Here is a 14,697-nt window from a genome sequence, read left to right as displayed (position 1 = left end):
ACGGTTCCTACCGTGGGGGCCAGGGCAAGAGCCCTGTTCCGCGCCCGCGCGGGTGTCCTGCCACGAAGGAAGAACCTCCTCATGACGAACACCACAGCCTCCGCCTCCTCCGCCTCGTCGCTCGGACTCCTCGTCCTGCGCATCGTCGTCGGCGCGATCTTCGCCGCCCACGGCGCTCAGAAGATCTTCGAGATCACGATCCCCGATACCATCGGCAGCTTCGCCGATGTCGGGGTTCCGCTCGCCGAGATCGCCGCGCCCGTCGTGGCCTTCCTGGAGCTCATCGGCGGGATCCTGCTGATCCTCGGACTGCTGACGCGTCCGGTCAGCGTCCTCCTCGCCGTCGACATGCTGGTCGCGCTCGTGCTCGTGCACCTGCCCGCGGGCCTGTGGGTGACGGCCGGCGGTTACGAGTTCGTCGCCGTGCTCGGTGCGGCGGCTCTTGCGCTCGCACTCACGGGGGCGGGGCGCTACTCCATCGACGCCGCCGCCCTGCGCGGGCGCGCGCCGGCCTGGCTCGTCTGATCGCCTAGTCGCCCGCCGCGCGCGCGGGGTCCACGCGCCGCACGAGGATCCAGGTGTTGCCGAGATCGGTGACCGTGTGGGTGAACTCGTCGAGCGCCGCCTGCGACAGCGCGAGTCCGCGTCCGCTCTCCGCCTCCTCGCCCGGCATCGTCACCGCGTCCCAGTCGATCGGTGCCGGCGGGGCGCTGTCGCGGACGTAGGCGCGCGCCTCCTCGGCCGTCACGCGGACGTCGATGCTCAGCACGACGTCCGCGTGCTCGTTGTGCTGCGCGACGTTGGTCGTGACCTCGCTGAGCGCGAGGGCGAACAGCACCTGGTCCTGAGCCGGAACCTCCGGAGCCTCAGACCAGAGCCGGTCGAGCTCATCGAGGGCGCGGTCGACGAGGGCGAGCCCGGCGGGCCCGTCGATGTGGAAGGACCGGGTCTCAGCGTCCATCGAACGCCGATTCCGGCGTCGGGTAGTCGCGGAGCACGCGGTCCAGGTTGGTGAGGTGGAGGACGGTGCGCACGGCCTCGGGGACGGCGGCGATGCGCAGATCGCCGCCCGCCACGCGGGCGCTCTTGAGGCCGCCGACGAGGGCCCCGAGGCCGGAGGAGTCGACGAACTCGGTGCCGCTCAGATCGATCGCGATGCGCGGCTGCCCGGCGGTGACCAGATCGCTCACCGCGTTGCGCAGCAACGGCGCCCCCGAGGCGGTCAGGCGCCCCGTGATCGTGACGACGGCGTAGCCGTCCCTGGTGTCAGTGCTGACGTTCATTCGACTCCTTCTCGAGGACCTGCGCGGCGGGACCGCGATAGCGCGCCGCCTGGATGATGACACTGAGGACGACCAGGTCGTACAGGACCCAGGCCGTGTTGACGAGGGTTCCGGTGCCGTCGCCGGTGCCGACGATGACCCGGGCGACCCCGATGACGAGGGCGATCACGAGCACGACCATGGCGGTCAGGTGCGGCCAGATCTCCCGCCACGGGACGCCGCGCGGATCCCGGCCGTCCTTCCGCGTCACGGCGAAGGACAGCGGCCGACCGAGCACGACGTTGGCGAAGGCCGTCCAGCATGCGCGGATCCACACGGGGAACAGCGCGAGCGAGTACTGCTGACCGCGCCAGGTCTTCACCCCCTTGGCGACCACGAGGAACAGCGCCTGGTTGACGAGGAAGTACGGCAGGAACCGCACGAAGAAGTCGACCGACCAGGCGGTGACGGGGAGCACCCCGAACACGAGGTAGATCACCGGGGCGGCGAGGTAGACGATCGCCGCGAAGCCGGAGAGGTAGCTCCACATCGTCGCGAAGTACATGAGGCGCTGCCCCACCGAGAGCCCGCGCTTGGCCAGGGGGTTGTCGCGCAGCATCACCTGCAGCGTCCCCTGCGCCCACCGCAGGCGCTGCGTGAGCATCGTCCGGAGGTCTTCCGGGGCGAGGCCGTGCGCCAGGATCTCGTGGTGGTAGACGCTCTTCCAGCCGAGGGCGTGCAGCTGCATCGCGGTCGCCATGTCCTCCGTCACCGAGATCGTGGCGAGGGGGAGGATCGGCTGCGCCTCATCGGCCCGGTCGAGGCGGAGCGCGTCGAGCAGTCCGCGGACGGCCTCCACGGCGGTGAGGGGGGAAAGGTCGGAGGCGGCGAGGGCTTCGAGCCCCGCTTCGTCCACGATCACCTGTCCGAGATCGGCGTCATGCTGCACCGGCAGGGATTCGATCACGGCGAGGTCGGCGCGGATGCCGTCGAGGTCGTGGGCCACGAGAATGCGGGAGGCATCGTCGACCGCGTCGCCCACCCGGGCGGCGACCTCGGCGACCGACGTCCCCGCGGCGAGCTCCTTGCGGCTGCGCGCGATCGCGATACGGAGCGCTCCGAGCTCCGTGGCGAGGGCCGGGTCCGTCGCGGTCTCGGCCTCGCGGGCGATCAGCGCCTCGGAGGTCTTCAGCGCCCGCGCGGCGGAGTCGGTCACGTTCCGCACGTAGCCGACGATGCCGAGCTGCATGAGGGCTTCGCGGCGGAGCACGGCGTTCGACCCGCAGAAGAAGGCCGCGTTCCAGCCGTCCTTCCCCTGCTGGATCGGCCCGTAGAACAGCGGCGCCTGGCTGCCGAGCGGATCGGCTTCGTCGACGTTAACGAACCACTGCGGCGTCTGCACGAGGGCGACTTCCGGGTCATCGGCGAAGTACCCGAGCGTGCGGTGCAGGATCAGCGGATCCGGCACCTGGTCGGCGTCGAGGATGAGGAGGAACTCGCCATCGGTCTGGAAGAGCGCGCTGTTGAGATTGCCGGCCTTGGCGTGCCGGGGTTTGCCGGTCCAGTCCTCGGAACGCGTGAGGTAGCCCACGCCGGCCGCTCGGGCCTCCGCCTCGAGTTCGGGGCGGGAGCCGTCGTCGAGGATCCAGGTGGAGTGCGGATAGGCGATCCGCTTCGCCGCCTTCGCCGTCGTCATGACGAGCCCGATCGGCTCATCGTAGGTCGTGATGAACACGTCGACCGTGCCCTGCGGCGGCGACACCGGCGCGGGACGCTCCTTCGCGCGCCACATCGTCAGACAGAAGAGGAACGTGTCGATGAGGCTGTAGGTCTCGGCGATCACGAGCGGCACCGCGATCCACCAGGCAGACCAGTTCACCGACTCCAGCCACCGCCAGGCGACGTAGTTGACGCCGAGCAGGACCGACAGCAGGGCCAGGACGCGGATGGTCGCGAACCGCGCGGTCATGCGTCCCTCCGCACCACCACGACGGTGATGTCGTCGGTGGCGCGGTCGTCGTTCGCGAGTCGCAGGGCCTCGCGCACGGCACCGTCGGGTCCCATCGCGGTGAGCACGCGCTCGACGTGACCGAACGGATCGTCGGCGTCGAGCACGTCGAGGAGTCCGTCGCTGCAGCAGAGGAAGGCGTCGCCGACCTCGAGTCGCGCGGTCATCGGCACCCGGGGGTCGGCGATGCCCATCCCCATTCCCAGCGGCAGGTTCGTGGAACGGAGAGGCGTCCACGATCCGTCCGAACGGACGATGAACGCCAGGCTGTGTCCGGCGTCGATGACCTCGAGCTCTCCCGTCTCGGGTCGCAGCTCCGCGACGACCGCGGTCACGAACATCGACGTGTCGGCGAGGTCGTCCTCGAGCAGGCGGTCCACCTCGATCACGGCGTCGGCCAGCGAGCGCTCCGGTGCCGTGCGCAGCGACGCCCGCACGGTGGCCGCGACCAGGGCCGGCCCGGTGCCCTTGCCCATCGCGTCCGCGAGGGTGACGCGGATCGCGTCGCCGTGACGGGAGAAGTCGTAGTAGTCCCCCGCGAGCATCCCTCGGGGGGCGGCCCCGGCGGCGATCGTGTAGCCCTCGACCTCCGGGTGCACCCGCGGGCGCAGCGCCCGCTGCACCACGGCGGCATGGTCGATGTCCGCATCCTGGGCAAGCTCCGTCTGCACCCAGAACGCGAGGTCACGCAGGAGGTCCTGCTGGGCGTCGGTGAAGGTGTGCGGCTCCGTGTCGAGCACGCACAGCGTCCCGACCGGCTCGCCGCCCGGCGCGTGCAGCGGATGGGCCGCATAGAAGCGGAGGTGCGGATCGCCGGTCACGAACGGGTTCTCGGCGAAGAGGTCGGTCGTGCTCGCGTCCTCCACCACCACCGTCCGGTCCTGCGACACGGTGTAGTCGCAGAACGAGTCCTGTCGCGGTGCCTCGTTCCCCCCGAGGCCGATCTGCGATTTGCGCCACTGCCGGTCGCGGTCGATCAGCGAGACGCTGACCATCGGCACGCCGAACATCTCCTTCGCCAGTCGTGCCACCCGATCCACCCGCTCATCGGGTGGTGTGTCAAGGATCCCCAGTTCCTCGAGCGCTGCCTGTCGCCGTCGCTCGTCGAACATTCCCCCGGCCCTCCTCCGTGTTTATTCCCCACATCCTATTGAGGAACGTCATCCAGGGAATCAGCGCGCCGAGTGGGCATTCAGGTGAACCACAGGAAACGGTTCTGCGCAAGCCCCGAGGGGAACCGCTTCTGCGGACCTAGCATCGCGCCAGGACGGGACCGCCGTGTCTGCGCGTCCTCGGACAGGAGGCAGGTGGATGCCGATCAAGACCCGCCAGCGGGACCGGTACAACCGCCGAGAGGCCCTCGCCGGCTATCTGTTCATCTCTCCCTGGCTCCTCGGATTCCTCATCTTCACGGCCGGCGCGATGGTCTACAGCCTGTACATCTCGTTCAGCAGCTACAACCTCGCCACGAACAGCGCCCGCCCCGTCGGGATCGACAACTACGCCAACCTGTTCGAGGACCCCCGGGTGGGCGTCTCGCTCGCGAACACGCTGTTCTACGTGGTGATGGCGGTGCCGCTGGAGATCGTGTTCGCGCTCATCCTCGCTCTGCTGCTCAACCGCGTCGGGCGCGGTGCCGGAGCCTTCCGCGTGCTCTACTACCTGCCGAAGATGACGCCGGCCGTCGCGACCGCCGCCGTGTTCTTCCTGCTCCTGAACGGCAACTCCGGCGCGATCAACCAGTTCCTCCGGGTGTTCGGCATCCAGGGACCGCAGTGGCTCGTCGACCCCGCGTGGGTCAAGCCGAGCATCGTGATCATGACGCTGTGGACGGTCGCGGGAACCATGGTGATCTTCCTCGCGGCGCTGAAGAACGTGCCCGTCGAGCTGTACGAGGTGGCCTCGCTCGACGGAGCGGGGGACCGATCAGGAAGTTCTTCTCGATCACCCTCCCGATGATCTCGGGGGCGATGTTCTTCAACGTCATCGTGCTGTCGATCGCCGCGTTCCAGATCTTCGACCAGGCGTACCTGCTGTTCTGGCGGGATCAGAGCAACTCGTCGCCGGAGGCCTCCCTCTTCTACGCGATCTACCTGTTCCAGCAGGCGTTCCGGCAGTTCAACTTCGGCTTCGCGGCGGCGATGACATGGCTGCTGTTCGTCCTCATCATGATCATCACGCTCATCCAGGTGAAGGTCGGCAACCGCTTCGTCTACTACGAGGGAGACCGCTGATGTCCCAGACCCTGCGTCAGGTCCCCGTCGAGGCGGAGTCCGAGAAGGCCCCGGGCACGTTCACGACCACCGTCGCCGCCCGTTCGCGCTGGCGACGGCGGCTGCGGCAGCCGAAGAGCCTCGTCGCCCGGATCGTCCTGAACGTCATCCTCGTGCTGTTCGCGCTGCTGTTCCTGTATCCGTTCGCATGGCTCATCGCGGCGAGCTTCAAGCCGCGGGGAGAGGTGTTCGACAACGCCCTCATCCCGAAGACCTTCGTGCCGGAGAACTACGTCGAGGTGTGGAATCAGCTCCCGTTGCTGAACTGGATGGGCAACAGCATCGCCATCGCGCTGCTCGCCGCCGGTGCCGTCGCGATCTCCAGCTCGATCGTCGCGTTCGGGTTCGCCTACTTCCGCTTCCCGGGGCGCGGGCTGCTGTTCGGCCTCGTGCTCGCGACGATGATGCTCCCCGGCGCGGTGACGATGATCCCGATCTACCTCATCTGGAAGGAGACCGGACTCCTCGGCACCTGGGTGCCGCTGTGGGGCATGAACCTCTTCGGCTCGGCCTTCTACATCTTCCTGCAGCGCCAGTTCTTCCTCGGCCTGCCGCGGGAGCTGTTCGAGGCGGCGCGGCTCGACGGGGCCAGCGCCTGGGGACTGTTCTGGCGGATCGCGATGCCGCTGTCGATCCCGTCGTTCGTCATCGTGTTCCTGTTCGAGTTCCAGGCCAGCTGGAACAACCTCCAGGCCGCCCTCATCTACCTCAACGCCGGATCGGTGGACGAGTTCACCGCGCCGCTCGGCATCGCCTACGCCATGACCAAGTACAGCCCCACCGCGGGCGGTCACGGCGACTACCAGTACGTCATGGTCGCCTCCCTCCTGGTGACCCTCCCGATGCTCATCCTCTTCGCCTTCGGGCAGCGCGCCTTCATCGAGGGCGTCGCGACCCAGGGGCGCAAGGGATGACGAACCACAGATCGAAAGGAGCAGTCATGCGCACACGCATGCTGGGAATCACCGCGGTCGCCGTGGCATCCGTCCTCGTCCTCGCCGGGTGCGGCGGGGGAGGGGGAGACGACCAGGCAGCCGACGCCGACTTCGGTGCGGAGCCGAGCGGCACGCTGAAGGCGTGGGGCTTCGAGAACGCCGACAACGTCGGGACCTCGCGCATGGACTACGCCGCCGAGCAGCTGAAGGACGTCGAGGTCGATCTCGACGCGACGGCCTTCGACGCGCAGAAGTTCACCACCCGCATCGCGAGCGGTGACGTGCCCGACGTCGTGCAGATGGACCGCCGGTACGTGACCACCTATGCCGCGCAGGACCTCATCATGCCGCTCGACGAGTGCTTCGCCGCCCAGGACGTCTCGCCGCGGGACCACTGGTACCCCTTCGTCGTCGACGACGTCACCTACGACGATGCGGTGTGGGCGGTGCCGCAGTTCTACCAGCCGCCGGCGATCCTGCTGAACAAGGCCGTGCTCGACGAGGCGGGGGTGACGGCGGACGAGATCGACACCTCCAAGCCCGACGTGCTGCTCGGCGCGATCGAGAAGATGTACCAGGAGTCAGGCGGCGTGCCCACGCGGCTCGGGTTCGACCCGGTCGCGACCGGCCAGGCCGGGCTGTGGATCCTCGGCATGGGTGGCCAGCTCAACGATGAGAAGGGGGCGCCCACCCTGGACGACCCCAGCAACGTGGCCGGCATCGAGATGCTCAAGCAGATCACCGACGCGCAGGGCGGCTTCGCGGCCGAAAAAGCTTCACCGATTCGTTCGACGCCTTCGGCGACCAGAACCAGTTCGTCGCCCAGCAGGTCGGGGCGCAGGTGAATGCCCAGTGGTACCCGAACGTGCTGAGCCCCTACGCCGACCAGATCGACCTCGAGGCGGTGCCGTTCCGGAATGCCGACGGGGAGCCGTTCTCGGTCGCCTCGGGCACCGCGTTCGTGATCCCGGCCGGCGCGGAGAACCCCGCGGCGGCGTGCGCGTGGATGGTCAACCTCACCTCCGACGACGCGTGGAATGCGGCGGGCGAGGCGCGTGCCGAGACCCTGAAGACCGACGGCGGGATCAACACCGGGCTGTTCACCGGGTCGCCGTCCGCTGACCAGTCGATCCGAGAGACCTTCGTCACCGACAGCGGCAACGCCGGCTTCGACCAGGTCATCTCCACCTACTACGACGTGGTGGACTACGGGCAGTCGTTCGGCTCCTCCCCGGCGGGCCAGGAGATCCAGAACGAGCTCAACAACGCCATCACGGCGGCGCTGCTCGGGGACAAGTCGCCGGAGGACGCGTTGAAGGAAGCGCAGGAGGCCGCGATGCGTGCGTACGAGAACGCCACGGCCGGCTAGCCCGGCCAGACGCGGAGGGACGGCGCCAGGCGGGCATCCCCGCCTGGCGCCGTCCTTCGCGCAGGCGGGCGTGGATGATGGAGGCCTACCGATCGGAGGCCGACCATGGACCAGCGCGAGCTCGACGAGCGGATCCGCGACTACTACGAGGAGCAGTTCGACGAATCGGCGCGGTTGACGACCCGGTCGGCGCAGGGGCCGCTGGAGCACCAGCGCATCCAGGAGCTGATCGCGGAGCACCTCGCCGAGGGTCGCGTGATCGATGTCGGAGGCGGGGCGGGCGTCCATGCGCGCTCGCTCCTCGACCGCGGACATCGGGTCACCCTCGTCGACCCGGTGCGGGATCATGTCCGGAGTGCGGCGGAGCGAGGTGTGGACGCCCGCGTGGGCGACGCGCGCTCGCTGCCGTTCGCCGCGGATAGCTTCGATGCCGCCCTTCTCCTCGGCCCGCTGTACCACCTGGCCGACCGCGCGGACCGTCTCCAGGCGCTCGGCGAGGCCGCACGGGTGGTGAGATCCGGCGGGTGGGTGTTCGCGGCCGGCCTCTCGCGGTTCATCGGATTCGGTCAGCTCGCGCTGGGCGTCACCGACCTCCACCTCGACGACGAACACGGCGCACTGCTGGAACACGGGGCGCCCTCCTCGCGGGGTCGCTTCCCGGCGGGGCACTTCCATACGGCGGAGTCGCTCGCCGAGGAGGCTGTCGCCGCCGGACTCGACGTCCTGGAGGTGCATGGCGTCGAAGGGCCCGGCGGGCTGTTGCTGGAAGGGATGCCCGCCGAGGAGACGGCGCTCACGCAGGCGGCTCTCCTGCTGGCGCGAGCCGGGAGCACCGTCCCCGGAATCCGGGAGCTCAGCCCGCACCTCCTGGCCGTGTGTCGGGTGCGGTGACCCCGTCAGTGTTGACTGTTAACAGTCAACACTGATAACCTCGCGGTGTCGACAACACGGTCGACCCACGTAGAGGAGCAAAGATGCCCCGCATGCGCATCACTCGGGCGGCCGCTGCCTTCGCCGCCCTCGCCGCCACCGCTCTGGTGCTCTCGGCCTGCACGAAGGTCGACGAGAGCGAGGGGGCCGCCTCGACCTATCCCGAGGACGACATCCGGCTGATCATCCAGGCCAACCCCGGCGGCGGCTCCGACCTGTCGTCCCGCGCGCTCGCGACCGAGCTGGAGAAGATCCTCGGCGTCAGCGTGATCCCGGAGAACATGCCCGGCGCCGCGGGAGCCCTCGCAATGGAGTACGTCGGCTCGCAGGATCCGGACGGCTACGTCATCGGCTTCGCGCCCGTCGAGATCGCGATGCTCAACACGACCCAGAGCGCCGACGTGCTGCCCGACGACTTCGACCTGCTCGGACAGATCATGCTCGCCCCCGGCGTCATCACGGTAGGTGCCAACAGCGGCATCGAGACCCTCGACGACCTCGTGACCCAGGCGAAGTCCGGCGCGGTCACGGTCGCGAACTCCGGCGCCGGCTCGATCTGGGAGGCCGCCACCCTCGGCCTCGGCAAGGCCACGGACGCCGACTTCACCCCGGTCCCCTACGACGGTGGCGCCACGGCGGTCGCGGCGGCCGCGTCCGGCGAGACCGTCGCCGCCGTCTCCGGACTCGGCGAGGCCCTCGCGCAGGGCGAGGCCGTCCGCATCCTCGCGGTCATGAACGACGAGCGTCACCCGGACGCGGAGGACGTCGAGACGGTCGAGGAGGCCATCGGCGAAGACGTCGTCTTCGGCGGCTGGGGCGGCATCTACGCACCGGCCGGCCTGCCCGACGACGTGCACGACGCCCTCGAGGGCGCCGTCAAGGAGGCCGTGGAGTCCGAGAGCTACCAGAAGTTCCAGGCGGACGCCGGCAACCTCGTGGTCTACCGCGACTCCGCGGAGTGGACCGGGTTCGTCGACGACCAGTTCGCCCTGTTCCAGGACCTCCTGGGCTGAACACCCCCGGTGGGGTCGGCACGCGCCGACCCCACCGCGCCCTCCGACGAAGGAGCACCATGACCAGCCCCGACACCGCGGCCGAGTCGGCAGCGCCGGGCGGCTACGAGGGGGCGACCGCCTCGCGACCCCTCGAGATCGCGTTCGCCGCCGTCGCCCTCGCGATCACCGCCGGCTATCTCTTCCTCGCCACGCAGATCCCGCTGCGCCGCGAGGCCACCCCCGGACAGATCGACGCGCGCTTCTGGCCGCTCGTCATCGGCGTGACCGGCGTCATGGTCGCGATCGCCCTGCTCGCCGTGGCGATCACGCGACCGGCACCCACGCGGGAGGACCTCGAGCGCATCCAGCCGGGCGGCGTCCTCCGGGTCGTCGTGACGATCGCGATCGCCGGTGCCTTCATCGCACTCTGGGCCCTCGGCTCGGTCATCCTCTTCGGCTACCGGATCGAGGTCTTCCCGATCGCCTGCGCCCTGCTCATGGCCGCACTGATGCTCCTCTACGGCCACCGCCGCTGGCTGAGCCTCGTCATCTACTCCGCCGCCGTCACGGCGTTCGTCTACGTCGTCTTCGGCATGCTCCTGAGGATCCCCCTGTGAACGCGCTCCTGGAGGGGCTGAACTCGCTCCTCGACATCTCGATCCTGTTGTACATGGCGGTCGGCCTCGTCCTCGGCTTCATGGTCGGTGCCTTTCCCGGCATCACCGCGACCATGGCCGTCGCGCTCGCGGCCGGCTTCACCATGACCCTCGAACCCGTGCAGGGCCTCGCGGTGCTGCTGACGATCTACGTCGCGGCGAACTTCGGCGACCGGGTGCCGTCCATCCTCATCAACACCCCGGGGACTCCCGCGTCCATCGCCACCACCCTCGACGGCTATCCGATGGCGAAACAGGGCAGGGCCGGGCTCGCGCTGACCATCTCGGCCATCGTCTCGGCCGTCGGCATCCTCGCCTCGCTCGCGCTCTTCTCGGTCGCCGCCGTGCCGATCGCCAGCTTCGCCCGGGACTACTTCAAGTCGCCCGAGCTGTTCGCGCTCGTCGTCTTCGGCATCGCGATCATGATCGGCATCTCGTCGAAGTCGATGCTCAAGGGCATCCTGGCCGGTCTCTTCGGACTCATGCTCGGCAGCGTGGGCACCTATGCGGCCACCGCCGACCAGCGCTTCACGTTCGGTGTGCTGGAACTCGTCGAGGGCGTGAACTTCATCGCGGTCATCATCGGGCTCTTCGGCATCGCCGAGCTGTTCGATCAGCTCCTTACGCACCGGAAGTCGCATATCCGACCGATCTCGAGCCTCGGCCGGTGGTGGCCGAACCGCGCCGAGCTGAAGCAGAGCGGACGGGCCACCGCGGTCGGCGGGGCGGTGGGCCTCGGGGTCGGCCTCATTCCGGCGGCCGGCGGCGACATCGCCGGGCTCATCGGCTGGGAGCGGGCGCGCAAGGCGTCGAAGCACCCGGAGATGTTCGGCAAGGGGTCGATCGAGGGCGTCGCCGCGTCCGATACCGCCTCCAGTGCCACGCTCGGCGGCTCGCTCACCACGACGATGGCGCTCGGCATCCCCGGGGACTCCGTGATGGCGGTCATGATCGGCTCGATGATCATCTGGGGCATCACCCCCGGGCCCACGCTGTTCACCAACCGTCCCGACCTCGTCGTCTCGATCGTCGGGATCATGCTCGTCGCGACCCTCCTGTCGCTCGCGCTGAGCCTCGTACGGATGAAGGGCATGGTCAAGCTGCTCGACGTGCCGCAGCCGTACCTGTGGAGCGGCATCCTCATCTTCTGCATCATCGGCACGTACGCCACCTCGAACAGCCTGTCGACGGTCGTCACGATGCTCGTCTTCGGTGTGATCGGCGTTCTGCTCAAGCGCATGCAGGTTCCGGCCGGACCCGTGGTGCTCGGCCTCCTGCTCGGTCCGCTCGCCGAGGAGAACCTCGCCCGCACGCTGGCGATCCTGCCGACGCGGCCGTTCTTCGAGGTCGTCAGTCCCATCGCCCTCGTGCTGCTCGCGCTGGCCGTGCTGTCGATCGTGATGCCGGCGATCCGTGCCGCCCGCACGCCCCGGGCAGAGCGGGCCTCGGTCTCGATCCTCCACGCCGACAGCATCGTGCAGATCGAGAAGGCGCACGACGAACTCGCGGCGCAGCCCGACCTGCTCACCTCCACGGTCCGCAACGTCGACGCCGGTGCGCGCCGGGGACGCGCCGACCGCAAGAACCGCCAGAGCACGACCCCCGAGGAGACCGAGAAGTGACCCGCTACGACATCCTGACCGCCGTCCCGACCGCGTTCCACCGCGATGGTGCCCTCGACCTCGAGGGGTCGCGCGCGATCTTCCGGTTCGTGGCCGACTCGGGCAACGAGGGCGCCTTCGTCCTCGGCACCACGGGCGAGTTCCCCGCCGTGGACGCGGATGAGTTCCGGGGACTCGTGGGAGCGGCGCTGGAGGAGCTGGCCGACCGGATGCGCGTCATCGTGCACGTCGGGCAGCCGAGCACCTTCGAGGCCGTGCGCCTGGTGGGCATCGCGAAGGAGCTGGGGGCCACGGAGTTCGCGGCCCTCACCCCCTACTACCTGCGTGCCACGGACGACGCGATCCTCGACTACTATCGCGCCATCTCGGCGGCCGTGGGGGAGGGGCGCCTCTACGTCTACATCTACCCCGCGCGCAGCGGGAACCCGGTCTCGCCGGAACTGCTCGTGCGCATCGCCGCCCTGCCGAACGTGGTCGGGGCCAAGGTGAGCGAGCTCCCCCTCGACGACATCGCGGCGTACCGCGCGGTGGTGCCGGCCGACTTCGAGCTCTACACCGGCGCCGACCGCGACCTCATCGCGGCCGTCGAAGCGGGCGCGCAGGGCGTCGTCTCGGGCGTCTCCTCCGTGACGCCAAAGCCCTTCCGTGCCCTCGCCGACGCCGGACGTTCGGGCGATGCGGACGCCATCGCCGCGGCACAGACCGCCGTGGACGATGTCGTCGCGCTCATCGGCGGCGACATGGCGCGCATGAAGGAGGCGTACCGCGTGCTCGACGTCGTGGACACGCACTGTCGTATGGCGATCGCCGAACCCTCCGCCGACGAGCGGGCGGCCGTCGCACAGGTGGTTGCCGCGCACCGCTGACGGTTCGTTGCGGAGGTCTGAGAGGGCTGAAACCGGTTACAGTGGGTGCCCATGGCCACGATCTACGACGTCGCGCGGCAGGCCGGCGTCTCCCCGGCCACCGTCTCGCGCGTCTTCAACGGCACGAGCGTGTCGGAGGAGAAGGCGGCGGCCGTGCGGGCGGCGGCCGAGGAACTGCGCTTCACCCCGAACCGGACCGCGCGTACCCTGCGGACGCAGAGCTCCGAGGTCATCGCCCTGGTCATCCCGGACATCGAGAACCCGTACTTCACCGAGATGGCGCGCGGCGTGGAGGATGCGGCGTCCGAAGCGGGGTATTCCGTCGTGTTGTGCAACTCCGACGCCCAGGTCGAGAAGGAAGCGACGTACCTCCGGATCGCGATCGCCGAGAACATGTCGGGGGTGATCATCGCGACGGCGGATGAGCACTCGGATCTCGCCCCGGTGCGGGCGACGGGGCGGCCGGTGGTCGCCGTGGACCGTCGCACGGTCACCGACATCGACGGCGTGGTGATGGCCAACCGGGAGGCGGGAGCTGTAGCGACGCAGAGCCTGATCGACGCCGGGTATCGCCGCATCGCGTACATCGGCGGCCCCGCGCACATCGACACCGCGGCCGAGCGGGCGGAAGGCTGGCGGGAGGCGCTCTCGGCGATGGATTCCGATCATGACCTCTCCTCGCTCCAGCGCTTCGCCACGTTCCGTGTCGACGGCGGGCGCGCGGCCATGGAGGAGCTCCTCGCGCTGCCGGAGCCGCCGGACGCGGTGGTCGCCGGAAACAACCTCATCGGCGTCGGGGCGATCCAGGTGCTCACGGAGCGCGGCCTCACCCCGCCGCAGCTCGGCGTCGCGGTCATCGGATCGTTGCCCTTCACGACGTTGTCCCCGTCCGCCGTCACCGTCGTGCGGCTCCCCGCGCGGCTCATGGGTGTGACGGCGGCCCGGATGCTGCTGGATCGGATCAAGGGCGACGAGCAACCGGCCCGGACGATCGTGCTCTCCGGCGAGGTGCAGCGCGCGGCCGCGCGCGCCTGAACCGGACGCTTCTACTGCGAGCGCCAGAATCGTGCCGCGAGGTTCGTCATCTCCTTGTCGAGATCGTCGACCTTCACCTCCAATCGATCGAGGCGGTGATCGAGGCCGTCGAGCCGTGCGGTCATCTCGCCACGGAGGCCGATCATCTCGCCACGGAGCCCGATCATCGCTCCGTGCAGCGCTCCGATCGCCGCGCGCAGCCCTCCGACCTCGCGCATCATCGCTGCGTGCAGCGCCGCCAATGCCCCGTGGAGTCCGCTGACCTCGTTCGTCACATCGGTGCGGAGGCCCGCGGCCTCGGTGCTCGTATCGGTGCGGAGCCCGGAGATCTCGGTGGTCATGTCGATGCGGAGCGCACCCATCTCATCGCGTAGCCGTGTGGTCGCGGTCGTCATGTCGATGCGGAGCCTGCCGATCTCGCCGGTGATCTCTCCGCGCAGCCCGCCGATCTCCGCACGGAGCACGCGACCGAACTGCGTCGTCATGAGGGTCATGCCGCCGAGCATCGTCGTGACGAAGATGCCGATCAGCGTCCATACCTGCGGGTCGTTCAAGGGCATGCCTCCAGTCTCGATCGGAGGGGTCAGGATGTCACGGTATTCCGGTGCTGAGCGGCCCTTCTTTCGCGGTGACGACGCAGATCGTGGAGTCTCACGGAGCCACGATCACTTGTGGAGGATCAGTCCGTGCCTTGCATCATGAAATCGATTTCGCGTAGCCTGGATCCGGGCCCGCACGGCCCGTCG

15 protein-coding genes and 1 pseudogene are annotated in these 14,697 nt (G+C 69.3%); 11 read left to right on the top strand and 5 right to left on the bottom strand.

From position 1 onward, the window contains the following. Window positions 1-81 precede the first annotated feature (81 nt). Window positions 82-525, top strand: a complete 444-nt coding sequence (locus WFJ36_RS15115) for a DoxX family protein (RefSeq protein WP_071329290.1) — start codon at window positions 82-84, stop codon at window positions 523-525. Window positions 526-529: 4 nt separating this feature from the next. On the opposite strand, the gene WFJ36_RS15110 is transcribed toward WFJ36_RS15115, so the two are convergent. The 4 genes from WFJ36_RS15110 to WFJ36_RS15095 are packed head-to-tail and all read right to left on the bottom strand — an operon-like array spanning window position 530 to window position 4,382. Beyond that, window positions 530-961, bottom strand: a complete 432-nt coding sequence (locus WFJ36_RS15110) for an ATP-binding protein (protein WP_071329289.1) — start codon at window positions 959-961, stop codon at window positions 530-532. Beyond that, window positions 951-1,283: an STAS domain-containing protein gene (locus tag WFJ36_RS15105; protein WP_071329288.1), complete on the bottom strand. Its 333-nt coding sequence runs from the start codon at window positions 1,281-1,283 to the stop codon at window positions 951-953. The genes WFJ36_RS15110 and WFJ36_RS15105 overlap by 11 nt, the downstream gene beginning before the upstream one ends. Further along, the gene (locus WFJ36_RS15100) at window positions 1,267-3,231 is read right to left on the bottom strand and encodes a glycosyltransferase family 2 protein (protein WP_336643627.1); all 1,965 of its coding nucleotides are present in this window, start codon (window positions 3,229-3,231) and stop codon (window positions 1,267-1,269) included. The genes WFJ36_RS15105 and WFJ36_RS15100 overlap by 17 nt, the downstream gene beginning before the upstream one ends. Next, on the bottom strand, window positions 3,228-4,382 hold the full coding sequence (locus tag WFJ36_RS15095; protein WP_071329286.1) for a PP2C family protein-serine/threonine phosphatase: 1,155 nt from the start codon (window positions 4,380-4,382) through the stop codon (window positions 3,228-3,230). Before WFJ36_RS15095 ends, WFJ36_RS15100 begins: the two co-directional genes overlap by 4 nt. Before the next feature lie 199 nt (window positions 4,383-4,581). On the opposite strand from WFJ36_RS15095, the pseudogene WFJ36_RS15090 reads away from it, so the two are divergent. From WFJ36_RS15090 to WFJ36_RS15045, 10 genes and pseudogenes are all read left to right on the top strand, one after another. After that, a pseudogene (locus WFJ36_RS15090) lies at window positions 4,582-5,504 on the top strand (carbohydrate ABC transporter permease). After that, window positions 5,504-6,457: a carbohydrate ABC transporter permease gene (locus tag WFJ36_RS15085; protein ID WP_143049285.1), complete on the top strand. Its 954-nt coding sequence runs from the start codon at window positions 5,504-5,506 to the stop codon at window positions 6,455-6,457. The pseudogene WFJ36_RS15090 and the gene WFJ36_RS15085 overlap by 1 nt, the downstream one beginning before the upstream one ends. 26 nt (window positions 6,458-6,483) lie before the next feature. After that, a complete protein-coding gene (locus WFJ36_RS15080) occupies window positions 6,484-7,323 on the top strand; it encodes an ABC transporter substrate-binding protein (protein ID WP_336643626.1) in 840 nt (279 codons plus the stop codon). After that, entirely contained in the window at window positions 7,320-7,847 is a 528-nt protein-coding gene (locus WFJ36_RS15075) for a hypothetical protein (RefSeq protein WP_336643625.1), read from the top strand. The genes WFJ36_RS15080 and WFJ36_RS15075 overlap by 4 nt, the downstream gene beginning before the upstream one ends. 105 nt (window positions 7,848-7,952) lie before the next feature. After that, the gene (locus tag WFJ36_RS15070; RefSeq protein ID WP_336643624.1) at window positions 7,953-8,738 is read left to right on the top strand and encodes a class I SAM-dependent methyltransferase; all 786 of its coding nucleotides are present in this window, start codon (window positions 7,953-7,955) and stop codon (window positions 8,736-8,738) included. A gap of 92 nt (window positions 8,739-8,830) precedes the next feature. Continuing rightward, a complete protein-coding gene (locus WFJ36_RS15065; protein WP_336643623.1) occupies window positions 8,831-9,790 on the top strand; it encodes a tripartite tricarboxylate transporter substrate binding protein in 960 nt (319 codons plus the stop codon). 59 nt (window positions 9,791-9,849) lie between these two features. Next, window positions 9,850-10,389, top strand: a complete 540-nt coding sequence (locus WFJ36_RS15060) for a tripartite tricarboxylate transporter TctB family protein (protein WP_336643622.1) — start codon at window positions 9,850-9,852, stop codon at window positions 10,387-10,389. Beyond that, the gene (locus tag WFJ36_RS15055; protein WP_336643621.1) at window positions 10,386-12,050 is read left to right on the top strand and encodes a tripartite tricarboxylate transporter permease; all 1,665 of its coding nucleotides are present in this window, start codon (window positions 10,386-10,388) and stop codon (window positions 12,048-12,050) included. The genes WFJ36_RS15060 and WFJ36_RS15055 overlap by 4 nt, the downstream gene beginning before the upstream one ends. Then, a complete protein-coding gene (locus tag WFJ36_RS15050) occupies window positions 12,047-12,916 on the top strand; it encodes a dihydrodipicolinate synthase family protein (protein WP_071329280.1) in 870 nt (289 codons plus the stop codon). The genes WFJ36_RS15055 and WFJ36_RS15050 overlap by 4 nt, the downstream gene beginning before the upstream one ends. 51 nt (window positions 12,917-12,967) lie before the next feature. Then, window positions 12,968-13,951 carry a LacI family DNA-binding transcriptional regulator gene (locus WFJ36_RS15045; protein ID WP_336643620.1) on the top strand — a complete coding sequence of 328 codons (984 nt, stop codon included), beginning with the start codon at window positions 12,968-12,970 and terminating at the stop codon, window positions 13,949-13,951. Window positions 13,952-13,962: 11 nt separating this feature from the next. Here the strand turns inward: WFJ36_RS15045 and WFJ36_RS15040 are convergent, their stop codons facing one another. Next, the gene (locus WFJ36_RS15040) at window positions 13,963-14,511 is read right to left on the bottom strand and encodes a hypothetical protein (RefSeq protein WP_336643619.1); all 549 of its coding nucleotides are present in this window, start codon (window positions 14,509-14,511) and stop codon (window positions 13,963-13,965) included. Window positions 14,512-14,697: the final 186 nt, after the last annotated feature.

This window comes from Microbacterium sp. MMO-113, assembly GCF_037148555.1.
Taxonomy (GTDB): domain Bacteria; phylum Actinomycetota; class Actinomycetes; order Actinomycetales; family Microbacteriaceae; genus Microbacterium.
Note: the sequence above shows the minus strand (reverse complement) of the source record. Positions and strands in the feature narration are given on the sequence as shown.

Excerpts from the sequence above, each read along its gene's own strand:
- WFJ36_RS15045 (WP_336643620.1), top strand. The coding sequence starts at position 12,968 with ATGGCCACGATCTACGACGTCGCGCGGCAGGCCGGCGTCTCCCCGGCC.
- WFJ36_RS15105 (WP_071329288.1), bottom strand. The coding sequence starts at position 1,283 with ATGAACGTCAGCACTGACACCAGGGACGGCTACGCCGTCGTCACGATC.
- WFJ36_RS15085 (WP_143049285.1), top strand. The coding sequence starts at position 5,504 with ATGTCCCAGACCCTGCGTCAGGTCCCCGTCGAGGCGGAGTCCGAGAAG.
- WFJ36_RS15100 (WP_336643627.1), bottom strand. The coding sequence starts at position 3,231 with ATGACCGCGCGGTTCGCGACCATCCGCGTCCTGGCCCTGCTGTCGGTC.
- WFJ36_RS15115 (WP_071329290.1), top strand. The coding sequence starts at position 82 with ATGACGAACACCACAGCCTCCGCCTCCTCCGCCTCGTCGCTCGGACTC.
- WFJ36_RS15095 (WP_071329286.1), bottom strand. The coding sequence starts at position 4,382 with ATGTTCGACGAGCGACGGCGACAGGCAGCGCTCGAGGAACTGGGGATC.
- WFJ36_RS15040 (WP_336643619.1), bottom strand. The coding sequence starts at position 14,511 with ATGCCCTTGAACGACCCGCAGGTATGGACGCTGATCGGCATCTTCGTC.
- WFJ36_RS15110 (WP_071329289.1), bottom strand. The coding sequence starts at position 961 with ATGGACGCTGAGACCCGGTCCTTCCACATCGACGGGCCCGCCGGGCTC.
- WFJ36_RS15080 (WP_336643626.1), top strand. The coding sequence starts at position 6,484 with ATGCGCACACGCATGCTGGGAATCACCGCGGTCGCCGTGGCATCCGTC.
- WFJ36_RS15065 (WP_336643623.1), top strand. The coding sequence starts at position 8,831 with ATGCGCATCACTCGGGCGGCCGCTGCCTTCGCCGCCCTCGCCGCCACC.
- WFJ36_RS15070 (WP_336643624.1), top strand. The coding sequence starts at position 7,953 with ATGGACCAGCGCGAGCTCGACGAGCGGATCCGCGACTACTACGAGGAG.
- WFJ36_RS15060 (WP_336643622.1), top strand. The coding sequence starts at position 9,850 with ATGACCAGCCCCGACACCGCGGCCGAGTCGGCAGCGCCGGGCGGCTAC.